A 26,269-nucleotide genomic window follows, 5' to 3' on the forward strand; every position below is an offset into this window, starting at 1 on the left:
CAGGGAAGCGCGCAAGCGCGCCGAGTCGGCCGAGATCTACACCCAGAACGGGCGCGGCGAGCTCGCCGCCAACGAGCACGCCGAAGCGCGGATCATCGACGAGTACCTGCCGACACCGCTCACCGAGGCCGAGCTGGCCGACGTCGTCGACACCGCGATCGCGCAGGTGGCCGAGGCCATCGGAGAGCGCCCCGGCATGAAGCAGATGGGACAGGTGATGAAGGCCGCCACCGCGATCGCGGCCGGCAAGGCCGACGGCGCGCGCCTGTCGGCGGCGGTCAGGGAGCGCCTCTAACCCAGGTTTGGCCCGTTTGCGCTAGTCGTCGCGGGGTACAGGTCGGTTATGACCAAGTTCGGCTACACCTTGATGACCGAGCAGAGCGGCCCCAAAGACCTTGTCCGCTATGCGATTTCAGCCGAAGACCGCGGATTCGACTTCGAAGTCTGCAGTGATCACTTCTCACCATGGCTGACATCTCAGGGACATGCACCGAATGCCTGGGCGGTGCTGGGCGCGGTGGCCAACGCCACCGACCGGGTCGATCTGTACACCTACGTGACCTGCCCGACCATGCGGTATCACCCCGCGATCGTCGCGCAGCAGGCGGCCACCGTGCAGATTCTCGCCGACGGGCGGTTCACCCTCGGGTTGGGCAGCGGCGAGAACCTCAACGAACATGTCGTCGGCGCCGGCTGGCCGACCCTCGAGCGCCGGCAGGACATGCTGCGCGAGGCCATCAAGATCATTCGCGAGCTGTTCGGCGGTCGCCTGGTGAACTGGCGCGGCGACTACTTTCAAGTGGACTCGGCCCGGCTGTGGGACGTGCCCGACGTGCCGGTCCCGATCGGCGTGGCGGCGAGCGGCCCGAATGGCGTCGAGAAATTCGCCAAGCTCGCCGATCACCTGATCGCCGTGCAACCCGACGCGGACCTGGTGAGCGCGTGGCATGCCGCGCGTCAGGCCGCCAACGGGACCGAAGGCGGTCGGGTGGTGGGGCAAATACCGGTGAGCTGGGATCCCGACCGCGACGCGGCGATCGAACGTGCCCACGACCAGTTCCGGTGGTTCGGCGGCGGCTGGGCGGTCAACGCCGACCTGCCGACGCCGGCCGGTTTCGCCGGCGCGACCCAATTCGTGCGCACCGAAGACGTCGCCGAGAGCATTCCCTGCGGGCCCGACCTCGATGCGATCGTCGACGCCGTCCGGCCGTACTGGGAGGCCGGGTTCACCGACGTGGCGCTGCTTCAGATCGGCGGCGACACCCAGGAGCTTTTCCTGAAGGAAGCGGCGGAACCATTGCTGCGGGCGTTGCGGGCCGCCGCGAACTGACCGCGAGTTTGGTGGGCTCTGGCAAGGGTATTCGAACTCCAACGTCAGAAGGAAAGGCATGATGTCAAACGAATTGCAAGGCAAGAGAATCGCCATTCTGGCCGCCGACGGCGTGGAGAAGGTCGAACTCGAGCAGCCGCGTGAGGCGCTGCAGGGCGCCGGGGCGGAAGTTCAACTGCTGTCGCTGAAATCCGGTGAGATTCAAGCGCGTAACCATGATCTCGAACCCGCGGGCACCTTCGCGGTGGACCGCACCGTGTCGGATGCCTCGGTCGACCAGTTCGACGGCCTGGTGCTACCCGGCGGGACGGTAAACCCGGACAAGTTGCGGCTGGATGATTCGGCGGTCTCGTTCGTCCGGGACTTCGTCAACTCGGGAAAGCCGGTCGGCGCGATCTGCCACGGGCCCTGGACGCTGGTGGAGGCCGGGGTGGCGGCCGGGCGAAGGCTCACCTCGTATCCAAGCATCCGCACCGACCTCCGCAATGCGGGCGCGCATGTCGTGGACGAAGAAGTCGTGGTCGACGGGAACTTGATATCAAGCCGGTCGCCGTCCGACCTGCCCGCGTTCTGCTCGACGGTGGTCGAACAGCTCGCCAGAGCCTCGGCATCCGCGTGAATCGGGCCCAGCGGTGACGGCCACCTATCCGGATCTGCGGTCGGAGCTGCTTGTAACCGAGTCGGCCCAGCCGGATGGCGGCGTCTATCCGCCGCAGGAAGACTCGGAATTGCTCGTCGACGCGATGCACCTGAGCGGACTCGTTCCGCGGCGGCGCGTGCTCGACCTGTGCACCGGCAGCGGCTTCGTCGCGATTGCCGCCGCCGAAATGGGTTGCGCCAGCGTCACCGCCTTCGACATCTGTCCGCACGCCGTGCGCTGCTCCCGGGGCAACGCGGCCGTCGCGGGTGTCGAGGTCGACGTCCGCGAGGGCTCCTGGATCGGGGCGCTGAGCTGCGAACCGTTCGAGGTGGTCGTGTCCAATCCGCCGTATGTGCCGACACCTCCCGCCGACGACACGGAGACGATCTCACCGAGCGCGGGTCCGGCGTGGGCATGGAATGCGGGTCCCGACGGACGGTTGGTGCTGGATCCACTGTGTGCATCGGCGTCAAACCTGTTGTGCCGCGGCGGTTCTCTGTTGCTCGTCCACTCGGCGCTGGCCGGTGTCCGCCAGTCGCTGGACTCGTTGCGGGCCACCGGACTCGACGCGGATGTCATTGCGTCCCAGTGGATTCCGTTCGGCCCGGTCATGTCCGCGCGGGCGGAGTGGCTGGAGGAAACCGGGCGGTTGCCACGCGGCTGCCGGGAAGAGGAACTGGTCGTGATCCGGGCGGACAAACCGTGACCGGCACCCGGGTGCAGGTGGTACCGAAGGGCCCGGTGCTGGTGTCCGGCCCGGTGCGCATCGAGATGCCCGACGGTCACGTCGTCGAATCCGACCGATTCATGGTCGCGATCTGTACCTGCGCGCGCAGCAAGGAGTACCCGCTGTGCGACACCAGCCACCGGCGGTGCCGCCGCACCGGCTCGTAGGAGCTAATCGAGGGGTCGCCGTAGCGATGTCTCGTCGCGCTTCCAGGCGGCGATGATGTTGTCCGCCAAGCGATTTTCGACCACTGCGTGCGCGCGCATTCCGAAGACCACGTCACGGTCGAGCCTCGGTTCGCGAGCGACGAGATCGCCGACCACGTCGAGGCGCACCACCTGTTCGTGCACCGCGTCGGCCTCGACGTGCTCGCGGTAGAAGGCAATGCACTCCGGCGGTGCGTCCAAGCGCTCGAGCGCCTGGACCATCCGTCGGGAGCCCGGCGGTGAGGTGATCTCGGTGGATGCGAAGTGCCCGATCGCGGCGCCGCGCAAGCGGCGGTGCAAGCCGAAAAGCGACATCAGGTTCACGGCCGCAAGCGCTTCGGCGGGAACGGCGTCGAGGTAGCCCAGATACGTCGAGTCCAGCCCGGCGGCCGCCAACAGGTCCGCGAAGAGCTGCTGGTGCAGCCGCGGGCCCTGGCCGGCGCCGTACTCGTCGAATTCGATCGCCACGAACGCCGCCTTGGCGCGGCCCGTCAGCCGTGGAATCGCCCAGGCGTGCGGATCGCCCTCTTTGAGGTGATACAGCGATCGGTGCACGAAGTATTCGCGCATCTGCTGCCAGGTCGCGGTGTCGCGCAGGTAATACGACGGTCCGGTGCCGTCGATGGGTTCGATCGAAATCGCGTCCATTTCCTCGGCCGACGTGCGGCCGGGATCGACGGGCCCGACGTCGCGACGCACGCCCGCCAAGAAAGCCCGCTCGAGTTCGGCGCGCAGATGCAGCAGGGCGGGATTCCACTCCCAGGCGGGATCCACGCCCGCGAAACCCCGGTAGTGCAGCTCGTAGCACATGCACAGGGCCAATTGCAGGTCCAGGCCGTAGGGATCGGAATCCCGCACGGAGGTGCTGACGCGGACGAGGTGATCGCCCGACGGCGGCCCCGTCAAGGCGCGACGGACCGCCATCGACAATGGCCCGTGCGCCGCGGGAAGGGCGGGTTCGACCGTGATCGATGCGCGGGTCACGCCTGTGGGTACCACCGTCGGGGAGCGCGCAAACGGTGCGCGACCATCAAACCTGATCGACAGACGATCGGAAGCTGATGTCGACGGTCGTTCCCGTTGGGGAACTGTCGATTTCCATGGTGTCGCTCAGCGCCCGCATGAGCACCAGGCCCCGCCCGCTGTTGCCCGGGTTGGCGGCCGGTGTCTTCCAGGAACCCGCATCGACAACCCGGACCCGGATGTCGCCCTCCGTGGCGTCGGCCTCGACCAGCATGAACCCGACGGGGTGTCCGCGATACGCGTGCTCGACGCAATTGGTACACGCCTCGTTGACGACCAGCACGATGTCGGCGGCCAACCCATTAGCCACCCCGACAGACTGCAGCCACACTGCAAGCCGGTGCCTAATGTTGACCAAATTGTCTGCGGCAGCATCACTTTCGATGCGAAAGCGCTTGGGCTGGTGACGGTATATCACCATCGCGACGTCGTCGTCGTACCCCGACGCGGGAGCCAGCTCACGCAGCACCGCATCCGCGACGCCGTCCAACGGAAGCTGCAGTGCTTCCGTCAAAACGTCTGCGGCGCGGGCGATTCCAAGGTCGATCGACTCGTGCTTCCGTTCCACCAGGCCGTCCGTGAACAGCATCAGCGTCGAGCCCGGCGGGAGCACCAACGAGGTTTGGGGGCGGGGTTCGTCCCGCCGTACCGCGAGGGGCACCGACGACGCGTCCGTCAGGACGCTCGTCGTGGCGGGCGCTGGCCCGGCGAGCAGTGCGGGCATGTGCCCCGCATTGCTGTACTGCAGCACCCCGGATTCGGTGTCCAGGATCGCCAGGAACACGGTGGTGCAGTAGGCATTCGGAATGAGAGACGCCGCCGAGTCGAGCTGCTCGAGTAGCAGCGCCGGTTCGGCGCCGTTGATCAGCAGGGCGCGGGCCGAGCTGCGGAGCTGACCCATGATCGCGGCCGCCGGCAGGCCCCGGCCCACGCAGTCGCCGACGACGATGCCGATGCGGTGGGCGCCGATCGGCAGCACGTCGTACCAATCGCCCCCGATCTCCAACGGCGGGACGGCCGGTTCGTAGCAGACGGCAAAGCCCGGCGGCGGCTCCAGCGGCGGCAGCATCGCGCGCTGCAGCGTCAGCGACGTCTCGCGGGCGCTCTCGAACTGCCGGACATGCTGCACGGCCAGGCTCAGATGCCCGATGAGCACCGTGACCAGCAGCCGATCCTCGGCACTGACCCAGCGGGGCGTACGAAACTCCAACCACAACGCGAGGTCTCCCGCACCGGAGAGCACCGCGACCAATCCCTGCGCCTTGCCGGGGCTGTCGGGCCGATCGACGGTCTTGGCCGTCAGCGGCAGCTGGTGACGCGCATCCTGAAATGTGTTGCGCAACCACGGATCAAGGTCGCGCCAGCTCAAGTCGGCGGGCTCGCCGGCCACCTGGACGGCCGGTTCTCCGTCGCCGTTCTGCCAGGAGACGGCCACCACGCGTTGCACGTCGATCGACGTCCGGCACTCGTCGAGGGTGATCGACAGCAGCTCGTCGACGCTTTTCGCCACGGCCACCGCGGTCGCCAGGCGCAGCACCGCGCTTTCGCGGGCCGCGAACGCCCGTTCGGCGGTGATGTCCCGAATCGTCCCCACGAAGGCTTCCCGGTGGGTGTCGGTCTCGCGGACCGCGTTGATGCTCACCGTCACCCAGGCGAGACGGCCGTCGCGGTGCCGAATCGGTGTGTCGTACTCGGCGCCGCCCTCGATGGCGACTCTGGCGATCTGTTGCCGCGCGGTCTTCTTGTCCACCAGCCACGGATGCGGCCAGCGATACGGCAAACCCTCCGCGGGATAGCCGAGGATTTCGATGAGGGCGTTGTTCATTTCGATCACGGTGCCCTCGTGATCGGCGACGAAGAACCCCTCCTGCAACGAATTCACCAGGGCGGTACGGAATTTGTCGCGATCGGCGAGATCTTCGGCGCGGGCGCGTTGCTCCGCGTAGCGCCTGGTTCCGTCGATGAATCCCCGCGTCGCGACGTCGAGCGGCGCCAGCGTCTGCAGCAGGAACTCCAGCGCGACCGGAGCGTCCACCCGGATGTCCTTGGAGAGTTCGAGCACCAGTTCGACGTGGTGCTCGACGATGTCGAGCGTGCTGATCTGTTCCTGCAGCGCCCGCCGCCCGAGTTCGTGGGCGACGGCCAGGCTGTCGTCGTCGCGGCTGTCGAGGTAGGCCCGCAACGCGGCGACGTATTGCGCGTGGAAGTCCTCGCCGCCGGTCACGTCGACACTCCGCGGTGGCGCGCGGCGAGCACCATGGCGTCGTCGGATTCCTTGGCGTACTTGGTCAGGATCTCCTCGGCGATGGCCACGGCCGGGGCCGCGAAGTCGAGGTGGTCCAGGTGCTCCTCGTTGATGCCGTCGGTGGCGAGGACGATGAGGTCGCCGGGGCGGATCGAAATGACCTGTGCCGGTTTGATTTCGGGGATGCGATAGCCGACGATGCCCGCGGCCAGGCGCGCGCTGGATCGAACGTGGATGCCGGCCGCGTCCTTGGCGAGCAGGTTGGCGGTGACGTTGCCGACCCCGGTCCACGTCAGCGTGCTGGCCGCGAAATCCACCCGCGCCAGGGTCATAGCGGCGCCTCTGGTGCCGCCCAGCACCCGGTGGCAGAGCTGGATCAAAACCTCGAGCCGTTCGCCACGGGCGGCTTCGAGCGCATCGATCGCACGCAGGGCGGCGGCCGCGGCGGCCGGACCGTGGCCGAGACCGTCCATCACACCGAAGAGGGCGGCGTCGCCGTCGATGTCGACCGCGAGGCCCCGGTCGCCGGAGGTTTCCTCGCCGGGCAGTGGGCGACCCGCCCTCGCCCACTCGATCGGTCCCAGCCGGCCGTTTTTATGCATGGCCCGGTACCCATTTCCACATCTCGATGACCGTTCCGCGGCCGCGTGCGGATTCCACGACCAATCGGTCCATCAGGCGGCGGGCCCCGGGGAGCCCCATGCCCAGCCCGCGGCCGGTGGAGTACCCGTCTTCCAGCGCGCGCTCGATGTCGGCGATGCCGGGGCCGTCGTCCTCGGCGCGTACCACCAGGGCCTTGCGGCCCTCCCGGTCCGCTACCCCGACCCGGACCGCGCCGCGACCCGCGTAGCTGGTGATGTTGCGGGCGATTTCGGAGATCGCGGTTGCGATCATGGTGACGTCGGTCAGCGTGAATCCGAGGTAGAGGGCTAGATCATGGCCGGCTTTGCGGGCTGCGACGATGTCGTCGGGGTTGTGGATGTCGACGACGATGTCACCCTCCACCGTCGCGCCCGATCGTCGATTTTCGATTCAGCAGGGCAAGGCCCTCTTCGAGGTCCAGGGCGGTGTTCATGTCGTCGAACGCCAGCCCCAGTTGCACCATGGCGAAGGCCACTTCGGGCTGCAGGCCGACGATCACGGTGTCCGCGCCGCGCAGCCGCGTCATGTGCGCGATGGTCCGCAGCGACCGCGCGGCGAACGAATCCATCACGTCGATCGCGGTGACGTCGACGATGATGCCCTGGGCGCGGAACCGGCTGACCCGCTCCATGAGGTCGTAGCGCAGCCGTTCGGTCTCGGAGTCGGTGAGTGCGGACTGCACCGTTGCGATGAGGATCGCGCCCTGTTTCAGGATGGGGACTGGCATGGGGTGCTCGTGCTAATGGTGGTTACCCGGTGGTCTCGCCGGTGCGGGTGACTTCGTAACCGAGCAGGCGTTCGGCTTCTTCGATACCGCCCTGCAGGTCACCGACGGCGTTCATCTTCGACAGGTCCAGCCCGATGGTCACCAGCGTCAGGGCGATCTCGGAGGACAGGCCGGTGATGATCACGCTCGCGCCCATCAGCCCCGACGCGTCGACCGTCTGCACCAGGTGGTTCGCCACCGTGGAGTCGATGGTGGGCACACCGGTGATGTCGATGACCACGACCTTCGCGCGGTTGGCGCGGATGGCCCGCAGCAGCTGTTCGGTGACCTGGCGGGCGCGCTGCGAATCCAGCACACCGATGATCGGCAGAATCAGCAGCTGCTCGCGCACCTGCAGCACCGGCGTCGACAGCTCGCGGATCGCCTCCTGCTGCTGGCGAATGATGCGCTCGCGCTCCTGTACGAAGCTGACGCCCACGGTGTTGGCGATGCGGTTGGCCGCCGGCTCGTAGGCGTCCAGCACCCGGTTGAGCATCCCGAACTCGGTCTGGTACTTCTCGAACAGCGAGCGGGCCAGCACGTCACGCAGCAGCAGCACGATGCCGAGCACCTCGTCGGTCTCCACGCCTCGCGGGATGATGCGTTCCGAGAGGTCCCGCGCATAGGCCTGCAGCGCCTCGACGCTACCGGTCTCGAGCACCTCGACGTAGTTGTCGTAGACGGCCGTGGCTTCGGAGAACAGCTCCTCGGGCGTCATCGCGGTGAGCAACTGCGCCTCGGTGATCCTGCGGGCCCACTCCTCGCGCAAAACGGTCCGGTTCTGCCGCAAATGCTGGACCAGCTGCGGCAACAGACCCTCGCTGGAGACGCTGCCCGGCTGCGCGGCGGTGGCTGTGGTGGCGAAATCCGACGGCGAATCTGACATCTGGCCTCCCAAGTGCCGCGTCGCGGTGCGCAGGTTCTATGGGGAGACTAGCCTGGACCGTCGCGGGGCAGGTGTCGAGGTCTTCTTCTTTCTCGCAGTTCGCAAAGCAGGCTACGCTTGCACCACACTCAAGGCCCAGGACGAAGGATCGCCATTGTCAGCTCCTGATTCGATTACCACGTTGGTTGCGGACCACGATGGCGTGTCCGTGGTCAGTGTGAGCGGCGAAATCGATTTGGTCACCGCTCCGGCCCTGGAACAAGCCATCACCGCGGTCGTCGCGGATGGTCCATCGGCGCTGGTCATCGATCTTTCGGCGGTGGAGTTCCTCGGCTCGGTGGGGCTGAAGATTCTCGCGGCGACCTACGAGAAACTCGGTAAGTCCACCGAGTTCGGGGTGGTCGCACGCGGGCCGGCGACCAGGCGGCCGATCCACCTGACCGGCCTGGACAAGACCTTCCCGCTGTATCCGACGCTGGACGACGCGTTGACCGCGGTACGGGACGGCAAGCTCAACCACTAATCTCACCCCGGGCGTGTCGGGCCGCCTGGCCTGTGCGCGGCGCGTCGGGACGCCAGTTCCCCACTGGCACAAGGCATTCGGCTATTGGTCACTGTCCACCCGCTTGCGCGCGGCCGCGCTGCGACGGAAAGCCGCTCCACAAACGCGCCGGCTGGTGCGATGATCACGGCCATGGATGTCGACCATCCGGAGCATGACCAGCACTGGGATCGCGAGGAACGCGGCGAAACCGAAATCCAACGGCTCGACCGCAATTGGAACAGCCTGCTGCAGGAGCTGCGGGTGGTGCAGACCGGGGTCCAGCTGCTGACCGGGTTCCTGCTCACGCTGCCCTTCCAGCAGCGCTTCGACATCCTCGGCGGGCACCTGCGGGTGGTCTACCTGGCGACGGTGGGATTTTCGGTGGGCGCGACGGTATTGCTCATATCCCCGGTGGCCATGCACCGGATGCTGTTCCGGCGGCATCGATTGCAGGTGCTGGTCTCGGCGGCACACCGGTGCGCCTATGCCGGGCTTGTGTTGTTGGGTGCCGCACTGACCGGGGTGACCGTCATCATTTTCGCCGCGGTGGCCAATCGCAACGTGGGCTTCATCGCGGGAGCGTGCGCGCTTGTCATGTTCGCGTTTTTCTGGTGGGTGTTGCCGTTGGTGCTGCGCACCCGGGGGATGTAACCATCAGCGGCTAGGCGCCAGCGCCGCGATGCGGGTGGATTCCAGGTGATCGAGGAGATCCAGCGGGCCCGCGAAGATCGGTTCGGCCCCGGCGGCCTCGAGCTCGCCACGGGCGATGCCGCCGCTCAGCATCCCGATGCACGGCAATCCCGCGCCCGCCGCGGCGTGGGCATCCCATACGGCATCCCCGACGAACACCGCCCGGTCGGCGTTTACGCCGGCCCGGTCCAGCGCGATCTTCACGATTCCCGGCTCGGGCTTGGCGGTGTCGACGTCGCGCGATGACGTCGTTTGGGCGATGACGTCGTCACAGCCGAGCGCCTTGCGCAGCAATTCGAGCTCGTCCTCCGGTGCCGAACTGGCCAGCACCACCTGCAGCCCCAGCCCGGCGACCCGGCGCAGCAACGCTTGCGCGCCCGGCAACGGCTGCAGTAGGGACGCCGTTTCGCGGTAGTAGCGGCTGTGTGCGTCGCTGAGCCTCTCCTGCACGTCGTCCGGGGCGTCGTCGGACAGCGTGCGCACCAACTTCGAGCCGTCCATGCCGATGCAGCGGTGAATGTGCCAGGCCGCGACCGTGATGCCTTCGGCGTCGAAGGCGCGCTGCCAGGCGTAGACGTGCAGGTAGTTGGAGTCGACGAGGGTTCCGTCTATGTCGAACAGAACCGCGGGGGCGCGGGCGGGTGTCATCGCTGCGGCATACCCACCCGCGGGGCCACCGACACGGCCGAGGCCGTTTCGCCGCCGCGGCCGGCGGGTAGACCTACGAATTCGAGGAAACGAGCTTGGTAGGCAAGCCTTTTCACTAGGAGCAATGGTGGATGATTCCCGGCACGACCCGGTTGATCATGCCCGTACCACCCGTCAGCACGCCGGCGAATCCATGAAGAACGGCGCCAATGCGCCCGGCTTGGCCGGGGTGGCGATCGCGGTGGTCGCCCTTATTGTGGGCCTGTTCGCGCTGGCTACCGGTCATGCGGCCGCCGGGTGTGTGGCGGTGATCCTGGCGGCCGCGTGCGCCGCGGCCGGCGCCGGCTGGCTGGCATACACCCACCGCCGGGTCCGGCGGTCCGAAGTGCGGCAATGGGCGGCCGCGGACGCCGACGCGCCCCCGCCCAGCAGCTGACAGGTGTGAACCACCCCCTAACGGGGTATCGCCTGAGCCACGGGTGAGTACAGACAAGTGCGCCAACCCGGTCCTCCTCCGAAAGGAGCACCCATGGCGACCGCAAGCGATTACGACGCTCGTCGCGTGTCCGACGTCGAGGCCCCGGACCGCTCGGGCCTGCGCGAACTGACAACCACGCTGTCCCCGTCGTCCACGGCCATCGTGGACGACGACCCCAACGACATGCCGTTCTTCGAGCTGCCCGGTGCGGACCTGTCCGGTGAAGAACTCTCGGTGACGGTAATTCCGCAGCGCGCCGACGAGTTCACCTGCTCGAGCTGTTTTCTGGTGCAGCACCGCAGCCGGATGCACACCTCGAGTTCCGGGCTGCCGGTCTGCACCGACTGCGCGTAGCCCCGCCCCGGCGATCGCTGCAATAAAATCGGGATATGGACGGCACTTTGGCGTTCGACGGCCGGTGTGGGATGTGCACCCTTGCCGTCAACCGAATCGCCCGGCTGGACCGGACGGGCCGGTTGCGCATCGAGCCGTGGCAGTCCCCGGAAGTGGCCGCGCGGGTGGGGGTGCCCGATGACCGGTTGACGGCGTCGGCGTGGTGGCTGGACTCGTCCGGCGCGGTGTTCGCCGGCGCCCACGCGATGAACGCGGCCCTTTCCGCGGCGCTCGGCACGCGACTGCCGTTGTGGATCTACCGAATCCCCGGCATCGGCGCGCTGCAGGAGGTCGTCTACCGCTGGGTGGCGGCACACCGATATCGCTTTCGCGGTGTGACACCGCTCTGCGAGGCCGACCCGAAGCGGTGCGCGTAGCAGCGGGACGCGTCTCGCCTACGCCGAATTGTCGTAGCCGTCGGCTAGCTTCTCCTCATGGAGAAGATGCTCGGGTCGCTCCTCGTGTTCGGGTTCGCTCTCCCTTGGTATTTCACTTCGAAGGGCACCGGCAGCGTGCCGGCCGGATTCCTGGCCGGTCTCGGCGGCCTCGTCGTGACGGTGCTTGTCCTGCTGTGGCTTTCGGCTCAGCGGGACCGCTTCCGAGTCGGATTGCAGCGCAGGCGTGACGTCAAACGCGCGGCGTCGGAAATGGCGGCCGTCGACCAGATGTCGGGTGTCGAGTTCGAGGAATTCGTTGCGGCACAACTGCGTACGAGAGGTTGGGGTGTCACGCACACCGCCAGCACCGGCGACTACGGGGTGGACCTGATCGCCAGGAAAGGCGGCACCCGCATGGCGGTCCAATGCAAGAGGCTGGCACGCGACGTCGGCGTCGCGGCCGTGCAGCAAGTCGTTGCCGGGGCGCGGCAGCACGGCTGCGCTCAAGCGGTCGTGGTCACGAATCAAGCATTCACAAAAGCGGCTCGCCGGCTGGCGACCACCCATCGCTGCCGCCTCGTCGGGCGGGAGCAATTGCAGATCTGGGCAGGCGCACCACTGACCTAGGCGCGCGCGCATTCACTTCATCGTTGCGAGATTGTGCCAAAAGCTTTTTAGGCTGTCCGTGCCGCCGAAGAGTGTGGTGAAGTTCGTGGAGTCGACGAGAACGACGTCGCCGGCCCGCGCACCGGACGGCGGCATCCAAATCAGCGCATTGAACTCGGTGTTGCCGGCCTCGGTGAATGGATGAGGTCGCGTCGGGTCGACCCGTTGCCTACCGAGCACGCGGAGGGAATCGCTTTCCGGAGCGGTCAGCTCGTAGTGGGGCAGATGCGGGTGAAAGTTGAAGGTCGTCACGTTGTCGAGCAGGCGTGGGGCGTCGAGATCGCGAATGCCGGTGAGCGGTGCGATCTCATTGGTTCCTTCCGTGACCGCGGGGCGAAGGCCCCATGTGTTGTGAACGGGAATGTCGAGTGCCGTCATGAGTGAACGGGTGTAGGCGGTGAACCGCTGTTGTCGTGGCACCAAGGGATCGCCGTGGTGCAGGTACTCGGTCTGCCGCTGGGCCATGTCATCGGTGAATCCGACGTCGTGGTGGGGCGCCAGCAGCAGGCATGTTCCCTCTCTTTTCAGCCACTCCCGGATGGCGGCGACTTCTTCGGCCGCTGCCACTTCTTCGCACGCCAAGTGGTCGAGCCCGAAGACCATCAGCGTGTCGGTGTCGGCCAAGATCCGTTCGTCGATCACTAGCTTGTAGCCCGCTTGGTCGACGCGTTGGAACACCGCGACCGGATGGCCGGTCGCTTCACCGGCCAACTCCTGGAAGGCGATCGTGGACCGGTGAAACAGCTCCAAGGTACCGGCGATGCCTTGCAGGAAGTTGGCATCGTCCCAGCCCGGCGTCTCATACTGCGGCCATGCTGCCCTGCGGACCTCGGTCATCGTGGAGAAGCGGTTGTCCAATGCTTCCAGGTTGCGTTGGGACTCCCATGGATAGCTCCAAGTCCAATAGATGCTGATGCGCCGTCCGCCAACGTGCGGGCGCGGCAGGTGAGTTTGGTTATACGTGCGTGCGGCGGGCAGTGTGCTCATGATCGTCCTTGGTGCTCAGTCGAGATTCGCGAGATAACGCATCGCTTTGATGCCCGGAAGAAAGAAGTAAGCCCCGCCGGACAGGGTTGTGAACGCCGGCAGACCCTTGAGCACGCGGCGGATCGGTCGCTTGGGTATCTTGAATTCCATTGTGCCGTCTTGTGTTCCGCAGATCGGATCGTGTTCGTTGCCGAGCTCGTGGAACGTGCGGTCGTTGATCCAGACGTTCTGGGCGAATTCGAACTGCCGGATCAAACTGGCGCAGATGATGAAGGCGGCGATGCCGCGATCGGCCCCGTCGTCGGGAGCGTCCTCCGGGAGCGCCGGCCCGTAAGTGGCCCCCCGGCGAATCATTCGTCGCCGGTTCATGTTGTGGGCGGTATCACGCGGGTTGAGTCGTCTCGCGTGAGCGCCCAAGGGACACGCATATCCGTGCGGATCCATCTCCTTGTAGTTGAAGTCGTTGTTGCGCATGGCATCCGCACCCAGCTCGGGATCGTCCCGTTCAGGCGCTAGGACCAAAGGAGCGCCGCTACGCCAGCGGCCCATGAACTTCGCGGCCAATAACTCCTCTTCGTCGGGCGTACGGGCGTTCGAGCGGATGTAGCTGCGGAACAGCCCGACATGCTCTTGCAGCCGTCGATACGCCGCGTAGGTGCCGTTACGCGAGAGCACTTCTGGCCGCGGCAAATTGGCTACGGGGCCGAGCTCATCGGGATAACCGAGGACAAACTCCCCCGCCTTCAGCGGTGCACCGGAGCCGGGCGTGGGTTCCTCACCCGATCCTTCGATCACGGGCTGCGACAGCCGATCTCGAAAACCGAAATGATCGTGTGCGTAGTTAAACGGTGGGGTTGCGTTCAAATCCAGATACGACAATCGCCGCACGCCTTCGCACCGGCGCACCAAGTCGTCGTGAGCTTTGGTGGCGCGGTCGTGCTCACTGTCGTCTCGCGCGAACAGGATGGCAATCGCGTGCAGCTCATCGCCGGCCAATCCGCCGATCCAGTTGTCGGGGTGGTTGCGCCCGGCGTCACCGAGAATGTCCGCCCTGGCGGCCATCCCTTGGCGGAACTCCTCCGGAAAGCTCGCGAGCGAATCCTCGGCCACGCCCAGCGCCCGCAGCCCGTTCCAGGTGAAACCCAGGGTGACCCAACGCGAGGTATCGTCGATCGTTTCTCGCACCGATGCGGCGGACTGGACCACATCGACCAGTTCAGAAAGCCACGCCCGGCCGGCGGCGGGTTCGTCGAACGACATGAATTCGTAGCGCCCGGTCATCGCCGGGGTACGCGTCAGCAGGATGTGCTGTATGTCGTCGAGCTCGAGCATCTGCTACTGCATTTGGTCCAGCATGGTTTGGAACGCGGCCTTCAGCCGCAGCGCCTTCTTGATCTCGTCGGCGGTGACGTAGGGATATTCGCCGTACTCCAAAAAGCTCGGGAACTGGTGCTCTCGGACGAACCGGATGAACGCCTCAGGGTTCTCCTTCCAGTCTTCGGGGAAGCCCTCCAAGTTCGTGAACACCGTCGTGATTCCGGTCTGACTGAACAGCTGCACCGCATCCTCGGTGTATTTGTCGAAGTCCGTGTCGAAGATGCCCTGGTACTGGAAGTGCAGCCCCGACCCCACATCGAAGAGCACCCAGCGCAGATAATGCAGCCGCAGGGGAGCGAGCACATCGGGACTTGCCTTGATGGCTTCTTCGATCTGCTTGCCATACGCACGGACCGCCTCTTCCCGTCCCTCCTTGACCTTCGCGATGATCGAAAAGCCGTAACACGCCGGCGTTCGAGGATAAACCGGCCCGTATCGACCCCGCTCGAGCTCGAAGTAGCCGTCCTTCGGGATGGCCACCGCCGCAGGCTTGCTCCACTCGTATTCCGCCATCGCCACTCCAAATTTTGTGCCGGTGTGCCGGACGCTAGCACTTGATCTCGCAGGTGCAAGCTGCTTTTGTCGGGGGACGAAGGAGATGAAGCATGCCTGCAGTGGCCGATCTTGCCCTGGGGATAGCGCCCATCGCCGGTGGAATGGCGCTCGGTGCGACGGCGGGATATCTGAAGGGTCCGGATGTCCGTCGCGCGATCAAGCAGGATATGGAACTGCTGAAGGAGCTACCGCCCGAACAGACCGAGCGGCGAGCAGAACTCCAAGCCTGCATCGATAGCCGCATCGATGACCTGATCGCCGCTGTCAACCGATACCGACCGCTGCGCGGCGCGGCGGCCGCCTATCGCGGCGGCTTGCGCGACGTCCTGCTGTTCGTCTGCGCGATTCTGTTCACCGTCGTCTGGTGGAGCGTCGATCACCACAAGAGCAACTGGCTGCCGATGTTCGTTGTTCTCATTGTGGTTTCGCTGGGAGCGGCCTGGTATGCGGTCCGGGGCCTGCACCACAGCGTGGCCAACTTGTTTCGTCGACGACCTGTTGGTCGGGGTGGCGGGATTTGAACCCACGGCCTCTTCGTCCCGAACGAAGCGCGCTACCAAGCTGCGCCACACCCCGCTTGAAGCCACGACAGCCTATCGCACGCGCCCGTCGCCTGACGAAACGCCAGGCTGGAGGCTAGGCCCAACGGCAGGAGCGCTCGAACTCGACCAGCGCGGCCGCGGGCCCGGTCGGATCGAGTCCCTGCGCACGGACCCACTCGTCGCTGAAATAGGTGTCGGCATAACGATCGCCGCTGTCGGCGAGCAGCGTGACCACCGAGCCGCTGCGGCCCTCGGCGACCATCTCGGCGAGCACGCCGAAGGCGCCCCACAGGTTGGTGCCCGTCGACGGCCCCACCCGTCGTCCCAGCACGGCGCTCACGTGGCAGGCGGCGGCGATCGACGCGGCGTCCGGCACGGCGACCATGCGGTCGACAACGCCGGGCAGAAACGAAGGCTCCACGCGCGGCCTCCCGATGCCCTCGATGCGCGACGACGTGGGCATCACGATGTCGTATCGGTCCTCGGCGTAGGCCGGAAAGAACGCGGAGTTGTCCGGGTCGACGACGCACAACCGGGTGGCATGGCGGCGGTAGCGGATGTAGCGGCCGATCGTCGCGCTGGTGCCGCCGGTGCCCGCGCCCACCACGATCCATTCCGGGACCGGGTGGTTCTCGTCGAGCATTTGCTCATAGATCGACTCGGCGATGTTGTTGTTGCCACGCCAGTCGGTAGCGCGCTCCGCGTTGGTGAACTGGTCCAGGTAGTGCCCGCCCGTCTCGTCGGCGACGCGCTGCGCCTCGGCGTACACCTCGCTGGAGTTCTGCACGAAATGGCAACGGCCGCCTTGTGATTCGATTAGCGCGACCTTGGCGGAGCTGGTGGCGGCCGGCATCACGGCGACGAACGGCAGGCCCAGCAGGTCTGCGAAGTAGGCCTCCGACACCGCCGTCGAGCCCGACGACGCCTCGACGACGGTGGTGCCCTCCGAAATCCACCCGTTGCACAGCGCGTAGAGGAACAACGAGCGCGCCAGCCGATGCTTGAGGCTGCCGGTGATATGGGTGGTCTCGTCCTTGAGGTACAGGGCGACATCGACATTCGCGCACCAGGCCGACGGCAGCGGGTAGCGCAACAGGTGGGTATCGGCGCTGCGGCGGGCGTCCGCCTCGATGAGCCGAATCGCGTTGTCGGTCCAGGCGCGCGGCAGGCTGCGGACCGCGATCCGGGCCCGATCGCTCAACGCACCGAAACTGCCGGCTGCGTACGGCCGAAGTTGCTGCTCGCGTCGCGGCCACCCATCGGGGTGGCGATCAACGTCAGCAGCGTCGCTTCGGGCCGACAGCAGAACCGCACCGGCGCATACGGCGACGTGCCGATGCCGGCCGAGACATGCAACAGCATATTGGCGCCCCAGCGCGACGGCCCCTTGGCGCGGGACCGATCCAGGCCGCAATTGGTCACCAGGGCGCCGTAGAACGGCAAACACAGCTGCCCGCCGTGGGTGTGCCCGGCCATCACCAACTGGTAGCCGTCGGCGGCGAAGCGATCCAGCACGCGCGGCTCGGGCGAATGAGTAAGTCCCAGCCGCAGATTCGCCGCCGGGCTGGCGGGCCCGGCGATCGTGTCGTAGCGGTCCCGGTCGATGTGCGGGTCGTCCACGCCCGCGGCGGCGACGTGCAGGCCGGCCACCTCGAACTCACGACGGGTGTGGGTGAGGTCCAGCCAGCCGCGCTCGGTGAACGCCGCGCGCAGATCCTGCCAGGGCAGCGGTTCACCCCGGACGCGGTGCGACGGCTTGGTCACGTAGTTCGCCGGGTTTTTCAGCCGCGGCCCGAAGTAGTCGTTGCTGCCGAACACGAAGACGCCCGGGCGGGAGAGCAGATCGCCCAGGGTCTGCACGACCGCGGGTACGGCCTTGGGGTGCGCGAGGTTGTCGCCGGTGTTGACGACCAGGTCGGGCTCCCAGCTGGCCAGCTCGCGCAGCCAAGCCTGTTTGCGGGGTTGGTGGGGAAGCATGTGGATATCGCTGATATGCAGCACCCGCAGCGGCGTGGAACCCGGCGTCAACACGGGCATGGTTATCTCGCGCAGGACGAACGCGTTGCGCTCGACGATCGAGGCGTAACCGATGCCGGCGACGGTGGAGCCGACCGCAACGGCGCCGGCGCGTATCAGGGCGCGCAGAACATCAGCCATGCAGGCAGCCTACTGCCGCTGGCGCGCTGACACCGTATCTGCTGCGCCGCAACGCCTACGGAGGCGGCTGTCCGGGCGCCGCCGGCGGCGGTGGCGCCAGCAACGGGATCGTGATCGGCGGCAGGCCCGGAATCTCCACCACCTGCGATCCGACCGGCGGCGGCCCGCCTTCCGGCGGCGGCGGCGGAGCCGGCGGGATGCCGTTGCTGACTTGGATGGTGATGATCGACCCCGGAATCGTTGCGCCGCTTGGCGTCGTTCCGACCACCTCGCCCTGCTTGGCAGTGCTGTTGACGAAGTTATTCTGGTCGGCGACCTGGAAACCCGCCTCCTTGATGCGCTGGCGCGCCGCGTCGATGTCCAGGCCGGCAACGCTGGGCACCCGCGATCCCGGTGACCCGTCGACATAGCGGGGATCGGTGGGCGGCAGTTTCACCTCGCCGAAGCTGTCGGCGATCGGTTTCATCGCGGTGAACCAGGTGCGGGCCGGCTCGTTACCGCCGTACAGGTCGCCCTCGCCGCAGTGGCGCAGCGGGGCGGAGCACAGGTCCGTGGGCGTGGTCGAGTCGTCATAGATGTAGTTCGCGGCCGCGTAGTGGCTGGTGAAGCCCACGAAAGCGGAGGATCGGTGTGCCTCGGTGGTGCCGGTCTTGGCGGACACCGGCAGGTTCCAGCCGGCCGCGCCGGCCGAACCGGCCGCCGTGCCGCTGCCGACCGCGTCCTTGCTCATCGCGTTGGCCATGGTGTTGGCCAGGCCCTCTGGTACCACCTGATCGCAGGTCTCGGTCGTGACGGCGACCTCGTTGCCGTTGCGGTCGATCAGCTTGTCGATCGGATTCGGCGGGCACCACACGCCCCCGGACGCCAGCGTGGCCGCGACGTTCGACAGCTCCAGCGCATTCAGCTCGATCGGGCCTAGCGTGAACGAACCGATGTTCTGCCGCTTGACGAAGTCGGCCAGGCTCTCGTTGCTGTCGGGGTTGTAGTCGCGGGCGGTGCCCGGGTCGGCGTAGGACCGCAGGCCCAGCTTGATCGCCATGTCCACCGTCCGCGTCACCCCGACCTGCTGGATCAGCTTGGCGAACGCGGTGTTGGGCGAGGTGGCCAGCGCCTCGGTCACGTTCATCGAGCCCTTGTAGTTGCCGGCGTTGACCACACACCAGGTGTCCTTGGGGCAGCCCTTGGCCCCACCGCTACCCATGCCCTTGGCCTGGAAGCGGCCCGGCACCTCGAGCGTGGCGTTGATGCCCATCCCCATGTCCAGCGCCGCGGCCGTGGTGAAGATCTTGAACACCGACCCTGCGCCGTCTCCGACCAGCGAGAACGGCTGTGGCCGCATCGTTTCACCGGCGTCGAGGTTCAGGCCGTAGGTGCGGTTGCTGGCCATCGCCATCACGTGGTGGGAGGTCTTGCCCGGCTGGATCACGCTCATCACGCTCGAGATGCCCGGCAGCGTAGGGCTGGCGAACTTGTCGATGGCCGCCTTGACCGGGATCTGCACGTCCGGGTTGAGCGTCGTGCGGATCAGGTAGCCGCCCCTGGCGACTTGTTCCTTGCTGATCCCGGCGCGAGACAGATACTCCTGCACGTAGTCGCAGAAGAACGCGCGGTCGCCGGCCGCGATGCAGCCCCGGGGCAGCTCGTTAGGTTGCGGCAAGATCCCCAGCGGCTGCGCCTTGGCGGCCCGCAGGGCATCGGCCTCCTGCGGAATGTTCTCGATCATGGTGTCCAGCACCAGGTTCCGCCGGGCCAGCGCGCCGTCCGGGTTCGTGTACGGGTTCAGCGTGCTGGTGGACTGCACCATGCCCGCCAGCAGCGCCGCCTGTTGCCAGTTCAGGTCCGACGCGTTGATGCCGAAGTAGGTCTGCGCCGCGTCCTGCACGCCGAAGGAGTTGTTACCGAACGAGACGAGATTGAGGTAGCGGGTCAGGATCTCGGGCTTGGTGAACGTCTTGTCCAGCGTGAGCGCCATCCGGATCTCGCGCAGCTTGCGCGCCGGGGTGGTCTCGACCGCGGCGCGCTTTTCGGCGTCGGTCTGGGCGGTCACCAGCAGTTGGTAGTTCTTGATGTACTGCTGCTCGATGGTCGAGCCGCCGCGAGTGTCGACGTCGCCGCGCGCATAGCCGGCCAGTCCGGTCAGCGTGCCCTTCCAGTCCACGCCGGCGTGCTCGGCGAACCGCTTGTCCTCGATCGAGACGATCGCCAGCTTCATCGTGTTGGCGATCTTGTCGGTGGGCACCTCGAACCGGCGCTGCGAGTACAGCCAGGCGATCACGTTGCCCTTCGCGTCGACCATCGTCGACACCGCGGGTACCTGTCCCTCGACGAGCTGTGCCGAGCCGTTGGCGACGACTTCGGACGCCCGGTTCGACATCAGGCCCACCCCGCCCGCGAGGGGGAACATCAGCGCCGTCGCGACGACGCTGGCCAGTAAGCAACACCCCGCAAGCTTCAGAATCGTAAGGGCAACCGGCGGGCGCTCTGGCATGCGTACAAGAGTAGCGGCCCCCTATCGTCCGACGTTCCCGTCAATTTTTTTCCCGCCCGCAATGGGCCGTGACCAGCGGACTTGCCGGTTGTCCACAGCCAATATTTTCGGTTGCGTCACGAATCGGGTACCAAAAGTGGGTACACGACGTTACGTGCCGACTTATGATTTGGGACGAGACGGCACGATCGTCCCAAAAAAGTGTTATGAGACTGTTGCGCAATTGGCACCTGACCACCTAACTTAGACACACGGTGAGATGCAGGTAACACCGAAACTCACAGTGTGGCGTAGATCGCAGCTGGGTCTGCACCCGAGGGAGGCGGTCGCGAATTGCGACCGGGAGGAAGGGAACAGCTCGTGTCAGTAACACGACCGGCCGCGCGTCGGACGAACATCGCGGCTGCACAGGGGGTATTACGCAGCGTTGACGCGGAAGAGCGGATTGCCTGGGTATCCAAGGCACTCTGCCGGACAACCGATCCGGACGAACTGTTCGTCCGCGGCGCCGCCCAGCGCAAGGCCGCAGTGATCTGCCGTCACTGCCCGGTAATGCAGGAGTGCGGTGCCGACGCACTCGATAACAAGGTCGAGTTCGGAGTGTGGGGCGGCATGACCGAGCGTCAGCGCCGGGCCCTGCTCAAGCAGCACCCCGAGGTCGTCTCCTGGTCGGATTTCTTCGACAAGCGCCGCAGCCGCGGCGTCGGCTGACCCTCCGGCGCGGACAACTAGGTTGCCGGCCACTGGGGCCGCTCCCGGGTAGCTCACGGCGAGCCAGGCTCGTTCATCATTACGTTTCTGTTACGGCGCAGGACGCCGCGTTTTATTGAGGCGTGTTCAATATGAAGTGGCTTGTGCGCAATAAGGATTCGCCAGCTACAACTGACCCGTGTCAAATAGTCCGGCCGAGCCGGAAGCGGGTCTAAACCACGCGTCGAGGGTTGCGCGACCCGCTATTTATCGTGCCGCCGCGAGCCCGTTGCCGGTCGCGGTGATCTGATCGGCGAGCGCCCGCAGGGCCTCCAGATCCGAAACATCGAACGGCAGCGAGGGCACCCCGATGACCGGCACATGCGGGTTGGCTCCGGTAAAACGGGACAGCAGCCGGATCTCGCGCTTGGCGGTTTGGGCGCGATCGGCATGGATTTGCAGGATGGCCGCGGCCAGCGAAGCGGCCTCGGAGTCCGCCTGCGCCTCGAGGGTTTCGTGTCCGTCGATCGCCCGCTCGGCCGGCAAAGCGCACAACATCGGATGGGTGCGGTTCAAGACCAGCCCCGCCAGCGGCATGCCCTCCTGCGACAGCCGATCGACGAAGAAGGATGCCTCGCGCAGCGCGTCCGGTTCCGCCGCGGAAACCACGACGAACTGCGTGCCGCGCCTCTTCAGCAGGGCATACGTGCGGTCCGCCTTCTCGCGGAACCCGCCGAACGTGGCGTCCAGCGATTGCACGAACGCCGCCGCGTCGGCCAGCATTTGCGAACCGAGCACGGTCGACAGCGCCTTCATCGCCAAACTCATCGCGCCGGTCACCAGCCGCCCGATGCCCCGGCCGGGCGCCAGCAGCAGTCGCCACAGCCGGCTGTCCATGAAGCTGCCCAGCCGTTTGGGCGCATCCAAGAAATCCAGCGCGTTGCGCGACGGGGGAGTGTCCACCACGACCAGGTCCCAGCGGTCCTGGCTCAGCAGTTGACCGAGCTTCTCCATCGCCATGTACTCCTGCGTCCCGGCGAGCGACGTGGCGACCGTCTGGTAGAACTGGTTGTCCAGAATCGCCTGCGCCCGATCGGGTCCGGAGTATTGGACCACCATCTCGTCGAAGGTGCGGCGCATGTCCAGCATCATCGCGTGCAGCTCACCGGTGACTTCGGGCGCGAGCGCCACCCGCTGCGGGGTGTTGCCGAGGTCGTTCACACCCAGCGCCTGTGCCAACCGCTTGGCCGGGTCGATCGTCAAAACGCATACGGTGCGGCCATATTCGGCCGCACGCAACGCCATTGCGGCCGCGGTGGTGGTCTTGCCCACGCCCCCGGCGCCGCAGCACACCACCACCCGGTTGGAAGTGTCGGCCAGGATGGCCGCCATATCAAGGGTTTTGGGTGTGACGCTCATCGAACCCCCTGTTGCGCAAGCGATTCCGAAAGTTCGTACAGGCTGCCGAGGTCGACACCGTCGGAGATCGCCGGCAGTTCCAGCCGGGGCACGTTCAGCGCGTCGAGCTGTTGCGCGGTCTCCGCGCGCGCCGCGATCCGCGTCGCATGCTGGATGGTCTCGGTCAGCAGACCGGCGAAATCGGTGTCGCTGAGCTTGATTCCGGCCATCTCGAGCCCGGCCCGCACCGAGTCCGCGTCGACGTCACCCTCGGCGGCCTTCGCCAGGTCGCGGGGCTCGAGGTACGACGGGATGTTCCGATTGACGATCACGCTGCCGATCGGCAGCCCCATCTCCGCGAGCTCTTCGATGGCCTCCATCGTTTCCTGCACCGGCAGCGCTTCGAGCAGGGTGACCAGGTGGATAGCGGTTTGGTCGGAGTGCAGCAACCGCACCACGCCCTCGCTCTGCGAGTGCACCGGCCCGCCCTTGGCCAAGTCCGACACCGCCTTGGTGACGTCGAGGAAACGGGCGATGCGGCCGGTCGGCGGGGCGTCGACGACGATCGCGTCGTAGACCGGATTCTTGGACCCCTTGTCCTGGCGGACGACGGCCTCCTTGATCTTTCCGGTGAGCAGGACGTCGCGCAGACCGGGCGCGATCGTCGTCGCGAACTCGATCGCACCGATCCGGCGCATCGCCCGCCCTGCGATGCCGAGGTTGTAAAACATGTCGAGGTATTCCAGGAACGCGGCCTCGATGTCGATGGCCAGCGCGTTGACCTGACCGCCGCGTTCGGCGCTCGCGATCTTCAGCTCCTGGTAGGGCAGCGGCGGAACGTCGAAAAGTTGCGCAATCCCTTGGCGCCCTTCGACTTCCACGAGGAGGACCTTGCGGCCCCCCGCCGCCAGGGTCAGTGCCAGCGCGGCCGCGATCGTCGACTTACCCGTGCCGCCCTTGCCGGTCACAAAATGCAAGCGGGCCTTCGACAGGCGCGCCGGCCAGCCGACGGAGCTACCGCTGCCAGGTGTGGTTGCCACCATCGCATGCTAGCCCGAGCATTGCTCGGGCTGACCAGAGCCGTTCAGCTCCGACCGATAAGCTCGCGGCATGAGCCAGGCATGGGAGTACGTGACCGTTCCGCTGCTGACGCACGCCACCAAACAGATCCTCGACCAGTGGGGCGACGACGGGTGGGAGTTGGTGGCGGTACTGCCGGGGCCCACGGGTGAGCAGCACGTCGCGTACCTGAAGCGCCCCAAGTAACGGGCCCGCGTTCATGACCGCATCGGCCCGGCTCGGCCAGCTCGGCGTCACGCTTCCGCAGGTGGTTGCGCCGCTGGCCGCCTATGTTCCGGCGGTGCGCACCGGCAACCTGGTCTATACGGCGGGCCAGCTGCCGATGGAGGCCGGGAAGCTCGCGCGCATCGGCAAGGTCGGCGCGGAGATCACCCCCGATGAGGGCAAGGCGTTGGCGCGCCTCTGCGCGCTCAATGCGCTGGCCGCGGTGGACTCGCTGGTCGGCATCGACGCGGTGACCCGGGTGGTCAAGGTCGTCGGGTTCGTCGCGTCCGCGTCCGGTTTCCACGGCCAGCCCGGCGTGATCAACGGGGCCTCGGAGCTGCTCGGCGAGGTCTTCGGCGACAACGGCGCGCACGCGCGTTCGGCGGTCGGCGTCGCCGAGCTCCCCTTGGATGCGCCAGTGGAAGTCGAGTTGATCGTGGAGGTCGGCTAACGGCCATGACCGAGGCTGCTGCGTCGCTGAGCCATCCCGCATACGGCAGGTTGCGGGCGGTCACCGACACGGCCTCGGTCCTGCTGGCCGACAACCCCGGCTTGTTGACGCTGGAGGGCACGAACACCTGGGTGCTTCGTGGCCCGCGCAGCGACGAGCTGGTGATCGTCGACCCGGGGCCGGACGACGACGCGCACATCGACAACATCGCCGCGCTGGGCCGCGTCGCGCTGGTGCTGATCAGTCATCGCCACGGCGACCACACCGACGGCATCGACAAGCTGGTCGAGCGGACGGGCGCGACCGTGCGCTCGGCGGGCAGCGGGTTTCTGCGCGGCCTCGGCGGTGAGCTGACCGACGGCGAGGTGATCGATGCGGCCGGCCTGAAGATCACGGTGCTGGCGACCCCGGGGCACACCGCCGATTCGATGTCGTTCCTGCTCGACGACGCCGTGCTGACCGCGGACACCGTGCTGGGCCGCGGCACCACCGTCATCGACAAGGAAGACGGCAGCCTGGCCGACTACCTTGAATCGCTGCGGCGACTGCGGGGCCTCGGCCGCCGCGCCGTGTTACCCGGGCACGGACCGAATCTGGCCGACCTGGAGACCGTCGCCGCCGGCTACCTGATGCATCGCCACGAGCGCCTCGAGCAGGTGCGCGCCGCGCTGTGGGACCTCGGCGAGGAGGCCACGACGCGCGAGATCGTCGAATACGTCTACGTCGACGTCGACGAAAAGCTCTGGGACGCGGCCGAATGGTCCGTTCAGGCGCAACTGGACTATCTGCGCCGAGACTGACTACCTACGTCGAGACTGTAATTTTGCGGAAGAAGTGCGAGTAGAGGCCTGCAAAATTACAGGCTCGACGCAAACGCGCTAGCGGGCGCGGCGGGCCAGCCGTTCGGAGTCCGAAATCAGCACGCTCTTGCCCTCCAGCCGGATCCAGCCGCGGTGGGCGAAATCGGCGAGCGCCTTGTTCACCGTCTCCCGGGAGGCGCCCACCAGCTGGGCGATCTCCTCCTGCGTCAGGTCGTGGGTGACCCGCATCGCGCCGCCCTCCTGGGTGCCGAAACGCTGCGCAAGCTGCAGCAGCTGCTTGGCCACCCGGCCGGGCACGTCGGTGAAGATGAGGTCGGCGAGATTGTTGTTGGTCCGCCGCAGCCGCCGGGCGAGCACCCGCAACAGCTGCTCGGCGATCTCCGGTCGGTCGGCGATCCAGGCCCGCAGCGCGTCGCGGTCCATCGACACCGCGCGCACCTCGGTGATCGTCGTCGCGCTGGAAGTCCGTGGCCCGGGGTCGAAGATCGACAATTCGCCGAACATGTCCGACGGGCCCATGATCGTCAGCAGGTTCTCCCGGCCGTCCGGTGAGCGGCGCCCGATCTTGACCTTCCCCGCGACGATGATGTACAGCCGATCGCCCGGCTCCCCTTCCGCGAAAACCGTGTGCCCACGGGGGAAGTCGACGGGTTGGAGTTGCTTGGTCAGTGCGGTGACCGCGCCAGGCTCAACCCCTTGGAAGATTCCTGCCCTTGCCAGGATCTCGTCCACGTTGCCTCTTCAGCTTTCCAACGATGTGATATCGGCAGGCCAACCGCTTGCCCGTCTGACGAGTCTAGAGGTAGGCCCTATGTGTCCAACGTGCCAACGCTACACACGATTGACGTGTCTAGTCCCCCTAAATTGCGGATTGCCGCGCGAATGCGTTCGTATTTGGGACGGCAACCGGGCCTCGCCGACGGTCGCGGCGGCCCTGGCAAAGATCACCTCGGCCCGATGCCTGCCGACGTGCGATGCCTCGGACGGAGACTGGGCGAGCTGCTGGGCCTGGCGTCGATGCAGGTAATCCAGCGCCTCGGGCATACCCTCGCGGGCCAGCGTGTGCACGTCCACGGCCTCCGCGTACGCGAGAAACTCGTCGACGTCGGTGGTCGTGACCGTGTTGTGGGCGACCTCGGTTTCCAGCCGCCCCAAACCGAGCGTCGCAAGCATCAAAAGCCCGGGAACGCAGGCCACCAGCAACCACGACACAAGGAGAGTAAACATGTCCAAGGTCTCAGCGAGATCACGAAATCAG

At 66.8% G+C, this 26,269-nt stretch carries 33 protein-coding genes and 1 tRNA gene; 16 read left to right on the forward strand and 18 right to left on the reverse strand.

Annotated features, from left to right (window positions below; genetic code table 11):
• The 5 genes from A5744_RS07465 to A5744_RS07485 all read left to right on the forward strand — a co-directional run.
• A partial coding sequence (locus A5744_RS07465; RefSeq protein ID WP_170874444.1) for a GatB/YqeY domain-containing protein occupies positions 1–295 on the forward strand: 295 nt, incomplete at its 5' end.
• Positions 296–343: 48 nt separating this feature from the next.
• A complete protein-coding gene (locus A5744_RS07470) occupies positions 344–1,330 on the forward strand; it encodes an LLM class F420-dependent oxidoreductase (protein WP_076059742.1) in 987 nt (328 codons plus the stop codon).
• A 61-nt stretch (positions 1,331–1,391) separates the two neighbouring features.
• A complete protein-coding gene (locus A5744_RS07475; protein ID WP_076059851.1) occupies positions 1,392–1,949 on the forward strand; it encodes a type 1 glutamine amidotransferase domain-containing protein in 558 nt (185 codons plus the stop codon).
• Positions 1,950–1,995: 46 nt separating this feature from the next.
• Positions 1,996–2,676 carry a HemK2/MTQ2 family protein methyltransferase gene (locus A5744_RS07480; protein ID WP_076059852.1) on the forward strand — a complete coding sequence of 227 codons (681 nt, stop codon included), beginning with the start codon at positions 1,996–1,998 and terminating at the stop codon, positions 2,674–2,676.
• On the forward strand, positions 2,673–2,864 hold the full coding sequence (locus tag A5744_RS07485) for a CDGSH iron-sulfur domain-containing protein (RefSeq protein WP_076059744.1): 192 nt from the start codon (positions 2,673–2,675) through the stop codon (positions 2,862–2,864). The genes A5744_RS07480 and A5744_RS07485 overlap by 4 nt, the downstream gene beginning before the upstream one ends.
• A 3-nt stretch (positions 2,865–2,867) precedes the next feature.
• Here A5744_RS07485 and A5744_RS07490 read toward each other — a convergent pair whose 3' ends face one another.
• Genes A5744_RS07490 through A5744_RS07515 form a run of 6 tightly spaced genes read right to left on the reverse strand, consistent with a single transcriptional unit; the run spans position 2,868 to position 8,465 of the window.
• Positions 2,868–3,887, reverse strand: a complete 1,020-nt coding sequence (locus tag A5744_RS07490) for an iron-containing redox enzyme family protein (protein ID WP_076059746.1) — start codon at positions 3,885–3,887, stop codon at positions 2,868–2,870.
• A gap of 46 nt (positions 3,888–3,933) precedes the next feature.
• Positions 3,934–6,150 carry a SpoIIE family protein phosphatase gene (locus A5744_RS07495; RefSeq protein ID WP_076059747.1) on the reverse strand — a complete coding sequence of 739 codons (2,217 nt, stop codon included), beginning with the start codon at positions 6,148–6,150 and terminating at the stop codon, positions 3,934–3,936.
• Positions 6,147–6,773: a SpoIIE family protein phosphatase gene (locus tag A5744_RS07500; protein ID WP_076059749.1), complete on the reverse strand. Its 627-nt coding sequence runs from the start codon at positions 6,771–6,773 to the stop codon at positions 6,147–6,149. The genes A5744_RS07495 and A5744_RS07500 overlap by 4 nt, the downstream gene beginning before the upstream one ends.
• Positions 6,766–7,176, reverse strand: coding sequence for an anti-sigma regulatory factor (locus A5744_RS07505; RefSeq protein WP_076059751.1), 411 nt, complete (start codon positions 7,174–7,176; stop codon positions 6,766–6,768). Before A5744_RS07505 ends, A5744_RS07500 begins: the two co-directional genes overlap by 8 nt.
• Positions 7,166–7,540: an STAS domain-containing protein gene (locus tag A5744_RS07510; RefSeq protein ID WP_076059753.1), complete on the reverse strand. Its 375-nt coding sequence runs from the start codon at positions 7,538–7,540 to the stop codon at positions 7,166–7,168. Before A5744_RS07510 ends, A5744_RS07505 begins: the two co-directional genes overlap by 11 nt.
• A 22-nt stretch (positions 7,541–7,562) precedes the next feature.
• The gene (locus tag A5744_RS07515) at positions 7,563–8,465 is read right to left on the reverse strand and encodes an STAS domain-containing protein (RefSeq protein WP_076059754.1); all 903 of its coding nucleotides are present in this window, start codon (positions 8,463–8,465) and stop codon (positions 7,563–7,565) included.
• 154 nt (positions 8,466–8,619) lie between these two features.
• Between A5744_RS07515 and A5744_RS07520 the strand changes: the two genes are divergently transcribed.
• Both A5744_RS07520 and A5744_RS07525 read left to right on the forward strand, forming a co-directional pair.
• Positions 8,620–8,988, forward strand: coding sequence for an STAS domain-containing protein (locus A5744_RS07520; RefSeq protein ID WP_233148049.1), 369 nt, complete (start codon positions 8,620–8,622; stop codon positions 8,986–8,988).
• 171 nt (positions 8,989–9,159) lie between these two features.
• Positions 9,160–9,660, forward strand: coding sequence for a DUF6328 family protein (locus A5744_RS07525; protein WP_076059854.1), 501 nt, complete (start codon positions 9,160–9,162; stop codon positions 9,658–9,660).
• 3 nt (positions 9,661–9,663) lie between these two features.
• Here the strand turns inward: A5744_RS07525 and A5744_RS07530 are convergent, their stop codons facing one another.
• Positions 9,664–10,347, reverse strand: a complete 684-nt coding sequence (locus tag A5744_RS07530; RefSeq protein ID WP_076059758.1) for an HAD family hydrolase — start codon at positions 10,345–10,347, stop codon at positions 9,664–9,666.
• Between the two features lie 124 nt (positions 10,348–10,471).
• On the opposite strand from A5744_RS07530, the gene A5744_RS07535 reads away from it, so the two are divergent.
• The 4 genes from A5744_RS07535 (at position 10,472) to A5744_RS07550 (ending at position 12,222) form a co-directional block, all read left to right on the forward strand.
• The gene (locus tag A5744_RS07535; RefSeq protein WP_076059760.1) at positions 10,472–10,783 is read left to right on the forward strand and encodes a hypothetical protein; all 312 of its coding nucleotides are present in this window, start codon (positions 10,472–10,474) and stop codon (positions 10,781–10,783) included.
• Between the two features lie 93 nt (positions 10,784–10,876).
• Positions 10,877–11,179 carry a DUF4193 domain-containing protein gene (locus tag A5744_RS07540; protein WP_076059761.1) on the forward strand — a complete coding sequence of 101 codons (303 nt, stop codon included), beginning with the start codon at positions 10,877–10,879 and terminating at the stop codon, positions 11,177–11,179.
• A gap of 35 nt (positions 11,180–11,214) precedes the next feature.
• On the forward strand, positions 11,215–11,595 hold the full coding sequence (locus tag A5744_RS07545) for a DUF393 domain-containing protein (RefSeq protein ID WP_076059763.1): 381 nt from the start codon (positions 11,215–11,217) through the stop codon (positions 11,593–11,595).
• Positions 11,596–11,652: 57 nt separating this feature from the next.
• A complete protein-coding gene (locus A5744_RS07550; protein WP_076059764.1) occupies positions 11,653–12,222 on the forward strand; it encodes a restriction endonuclease in 570 nt (189 codons plus the stop codon).
• 12 nt (positions 12,223–12,234) lie between these two features.
• Here the strand turns inward: A5744_RS07550 and A5744_RS07555 are convergent, their stop codons facing one another.
• From A5744_RS07555 to A5744_RS07565, 3 genes are read right to left on the reverse strand one after another with little or no spacing between them, the layout of a single operon-like run.
• Complete coding sequence (locus A5744_RS07555) at positions 12,235–13,248, reverse strand: hypothetical protein (protein WP_076059766.1); 1,014 nt, start codon at positions 13,246–13,248, stop codon at positions 12,235–12,237.
• Positions 13,249–13,263: 15 nt separating this feature from the next.
• Positions 13,264–14,580 (reverse strand): peroxidase, encoded by a 1,317-nt coding sequence (locus A5744_RS07560; RefSeq protein WP_076059768.1) that lies wholly within the window; start codon positions 14,578–14,580, stop codon positions 13,264–13,266.
• Between the two features lie 3 nt (positions 14,581–14,583).
• Positions 14,584–15,138, reverse strand: a complete 555-nt coding sequence (locus tag A5744_RS07565; protein ID WP_076059856.1) for a hypothetical protein — start codon at positions 15,136–15,138, stop codon at positions 14,584–14,586.
• A gap of 92 nt (positions 15,139–15,230) precedes the next feature.
• Between A5744_RS07565 and A5744_RS07570 the strand changes: the two genes are divergently transcribed.
• Positions 15,231–15,701, forward strand: a complete 471-nt coding sequence (locus A5744_RS07570; RefSeq protein WP_076059770.1) for a hypothetical protein — start codon at positions 15,231–15,233, stop codon at positions 15,699–15,701.
• Here the strand turns inward: A5744_RS07570 and A5744_RS07575 are convergent.
• The 4 genes from A5744_RS07575 to ponA2 all read right to left on the reverse strand — a co-directional run bounded on the left by A5744_RS07575 (position 15,680) and on the right by ponA2 (position 20,367).
• A tRNA-Pro gene (locus A5744_RS07575) sits at positions 15,680–15,756 on the reverse strand. The genes A5744_RS07570 and A5744_RS07575 overlap by 22 nt on opposite strands.
• A gap of 60 nt (positions 15,757–15,816) precedes the next feature.
• A complete protein-coding gene (locus A5744_RS07580; RefSeq protein ID WP_076059772.1) occupies positions 15,817–16,923 on the reverse strand; it encodes a PLP-dependent cysteine synthase family protein in 1,107 nt (368 codons plus the stop codon).
• Positions 16,920–17,879, reverse strand: coding sequence for a metallophosphoesterase (locus A5744_RS07585; RefSeq protein ID WP_076059773.1), 960 nt, complete (start codon positions 17,877–17,879; stop codon positions 16,920–16,922). Before A5744_RS07585 ends, A5744_RS07580 begins: the two co-directional genes overlap by 4 nt.
• 55 nt (positions 17,880–17,934) lie before the next feature.
• Positions 17,935–20,367 carry a transglycosylase/D,D-transpeptidase PonA2 gene (gene ponA2 / locus A5744_RS07590; protein WP_076059775.1) on the reverse strand — a complete coding sequence of 811 codons (2,433 nt, stop codon included), beginning with the start codon at positions 20,365–20,367 and terminating at the stop codon, positions 17,935–17,937.
• Positions 20,368–20,727: 360 nt separating this feature from the next.
• Here ponA2 and A5744_RS07595 point away from each other — a divergent pair, with 360 nt between their 5' ends.
• Positions 20,728–21,078, forward strand: a complete 351-nt coding sequence (locus A5744_RS07595; protein WP_076059777.1) for a WhiB family transcriptional regulator — start codon at positions 20,728–20,730, stop codon at positions 21,076–21,078.
• A gap of 246 nt (positions 21,079–21,324) precedes the next feature.
• Here A5744_RS07595 and A5744_RS07600 read toward each other — a convergent pair whose 3' ends face one another.
• Both A5744_RS07600 and A5744_RS07605 read right to left on the reverse strand, forming a co-directional pair.
• Complete coding sequence (locus tag A5744_RS07600) at positions 21,325–22,476, reverse strand: ArsA family ATPase (protein WP_076059779.1); 1,152 nt, start codon at positions 22,474–22,476, stop codon at positions 21,325–21,327.
• Positions 22,473–23,498: an ArsA family ATPase gene (locus tag A5744_RS07605; RefSeq protein WP_076059781.1), complete on the reverse strand. Its 1,026-nt coding sequence runs from the start codon at positions 23,496–23,498 to the stop codon at positions 22,473–22,475. Before A5744_RS07605 ends, A5744_RS07600 begins: the two co-directional genes overlap by 4 nt.
• A 67-nt stretch (positions 23,499–23,565) precedes the next feature.
• Between A5744_RS07605 and A5744_RS24365 the strand changes: the two genes are divergently transcribed.
• The 3 genes from A5744_RS24365 to A5744_RS07615 are packed head-to-tail and all read left to right on the forward strand — an operon-like array spanning position 23,566 to position 24,990.
• A complete protein-coding gene (locus A5744_RS24365) occupies positions 23,566–23,721 on the forward strand; it encodes a hypothetical protein (RefSeq protein WP_139329387.1) in 156 nt (51 codons plus the stop codon).
• 13 nt (positions 23,722–23,734) lie between these two features.
• Positions 23,735–24,190: a RidA family protein gene (locus A5744_RS07610; protein ID WP_076059782.1), complete on the forward strand. Its 456-nt coding sequence runs from the start codon at positions 23,735–23,737 to the stop codon at positions 24,188–24,190.
• Positions 24,191–24,195: 5 nt separating this feature from the next.
• Positions 24,196–24,990 carry an MBL fold metallo-hydrolase gene (locus A5744_RS07615; RefSeq protein WP_076059784.1) on the forward strand — a complete coding sequence of 265 codons (795 nt, stop codon included), beginning with the start codon at positions 24,196–24,198 and terminating at the stop codon, positions 24,988–24,990.
• Between the two features lie 78 nt (positions 24,991–25,068).
• Here the strand turns inward: A5744_RS07615 and crp are convergent, their stop codons facing one another.
• On the reverse strand, positions 25,069–25,743 hold the full coding sequence (crp, locus tag A5744_RS07620) for a cAMP-activated global transcriptional regulator CRP (protein WP_007772229.1): 675 nt from the start codon (positions 25,741–25,743) through the stop codon (positions 25,069–25,071).
• Between the two features lie 99 nt (positions 25,744–25,842).
• Complete coding sequence (locus A5744_RS07625) at positions 25,843–26,238, reverse strand: hypothetical protein (protein ID WP_076059785.1); 396 nt, start codon at positions 26,236–26,238, stop codon at positions 25,843–25,845.
• Positions 26,239–26,269: the final 31 nt, after the last annotated feature.

Source organism: Mycobacterium sp. IS-1264, from assembly GCF_001954195.1.
Classification (GTDB): Bacteria; Actinomycetota; Actinomycetes; order Mycobacteriales; family Mycobacteriaceae; genus Mycobacterium.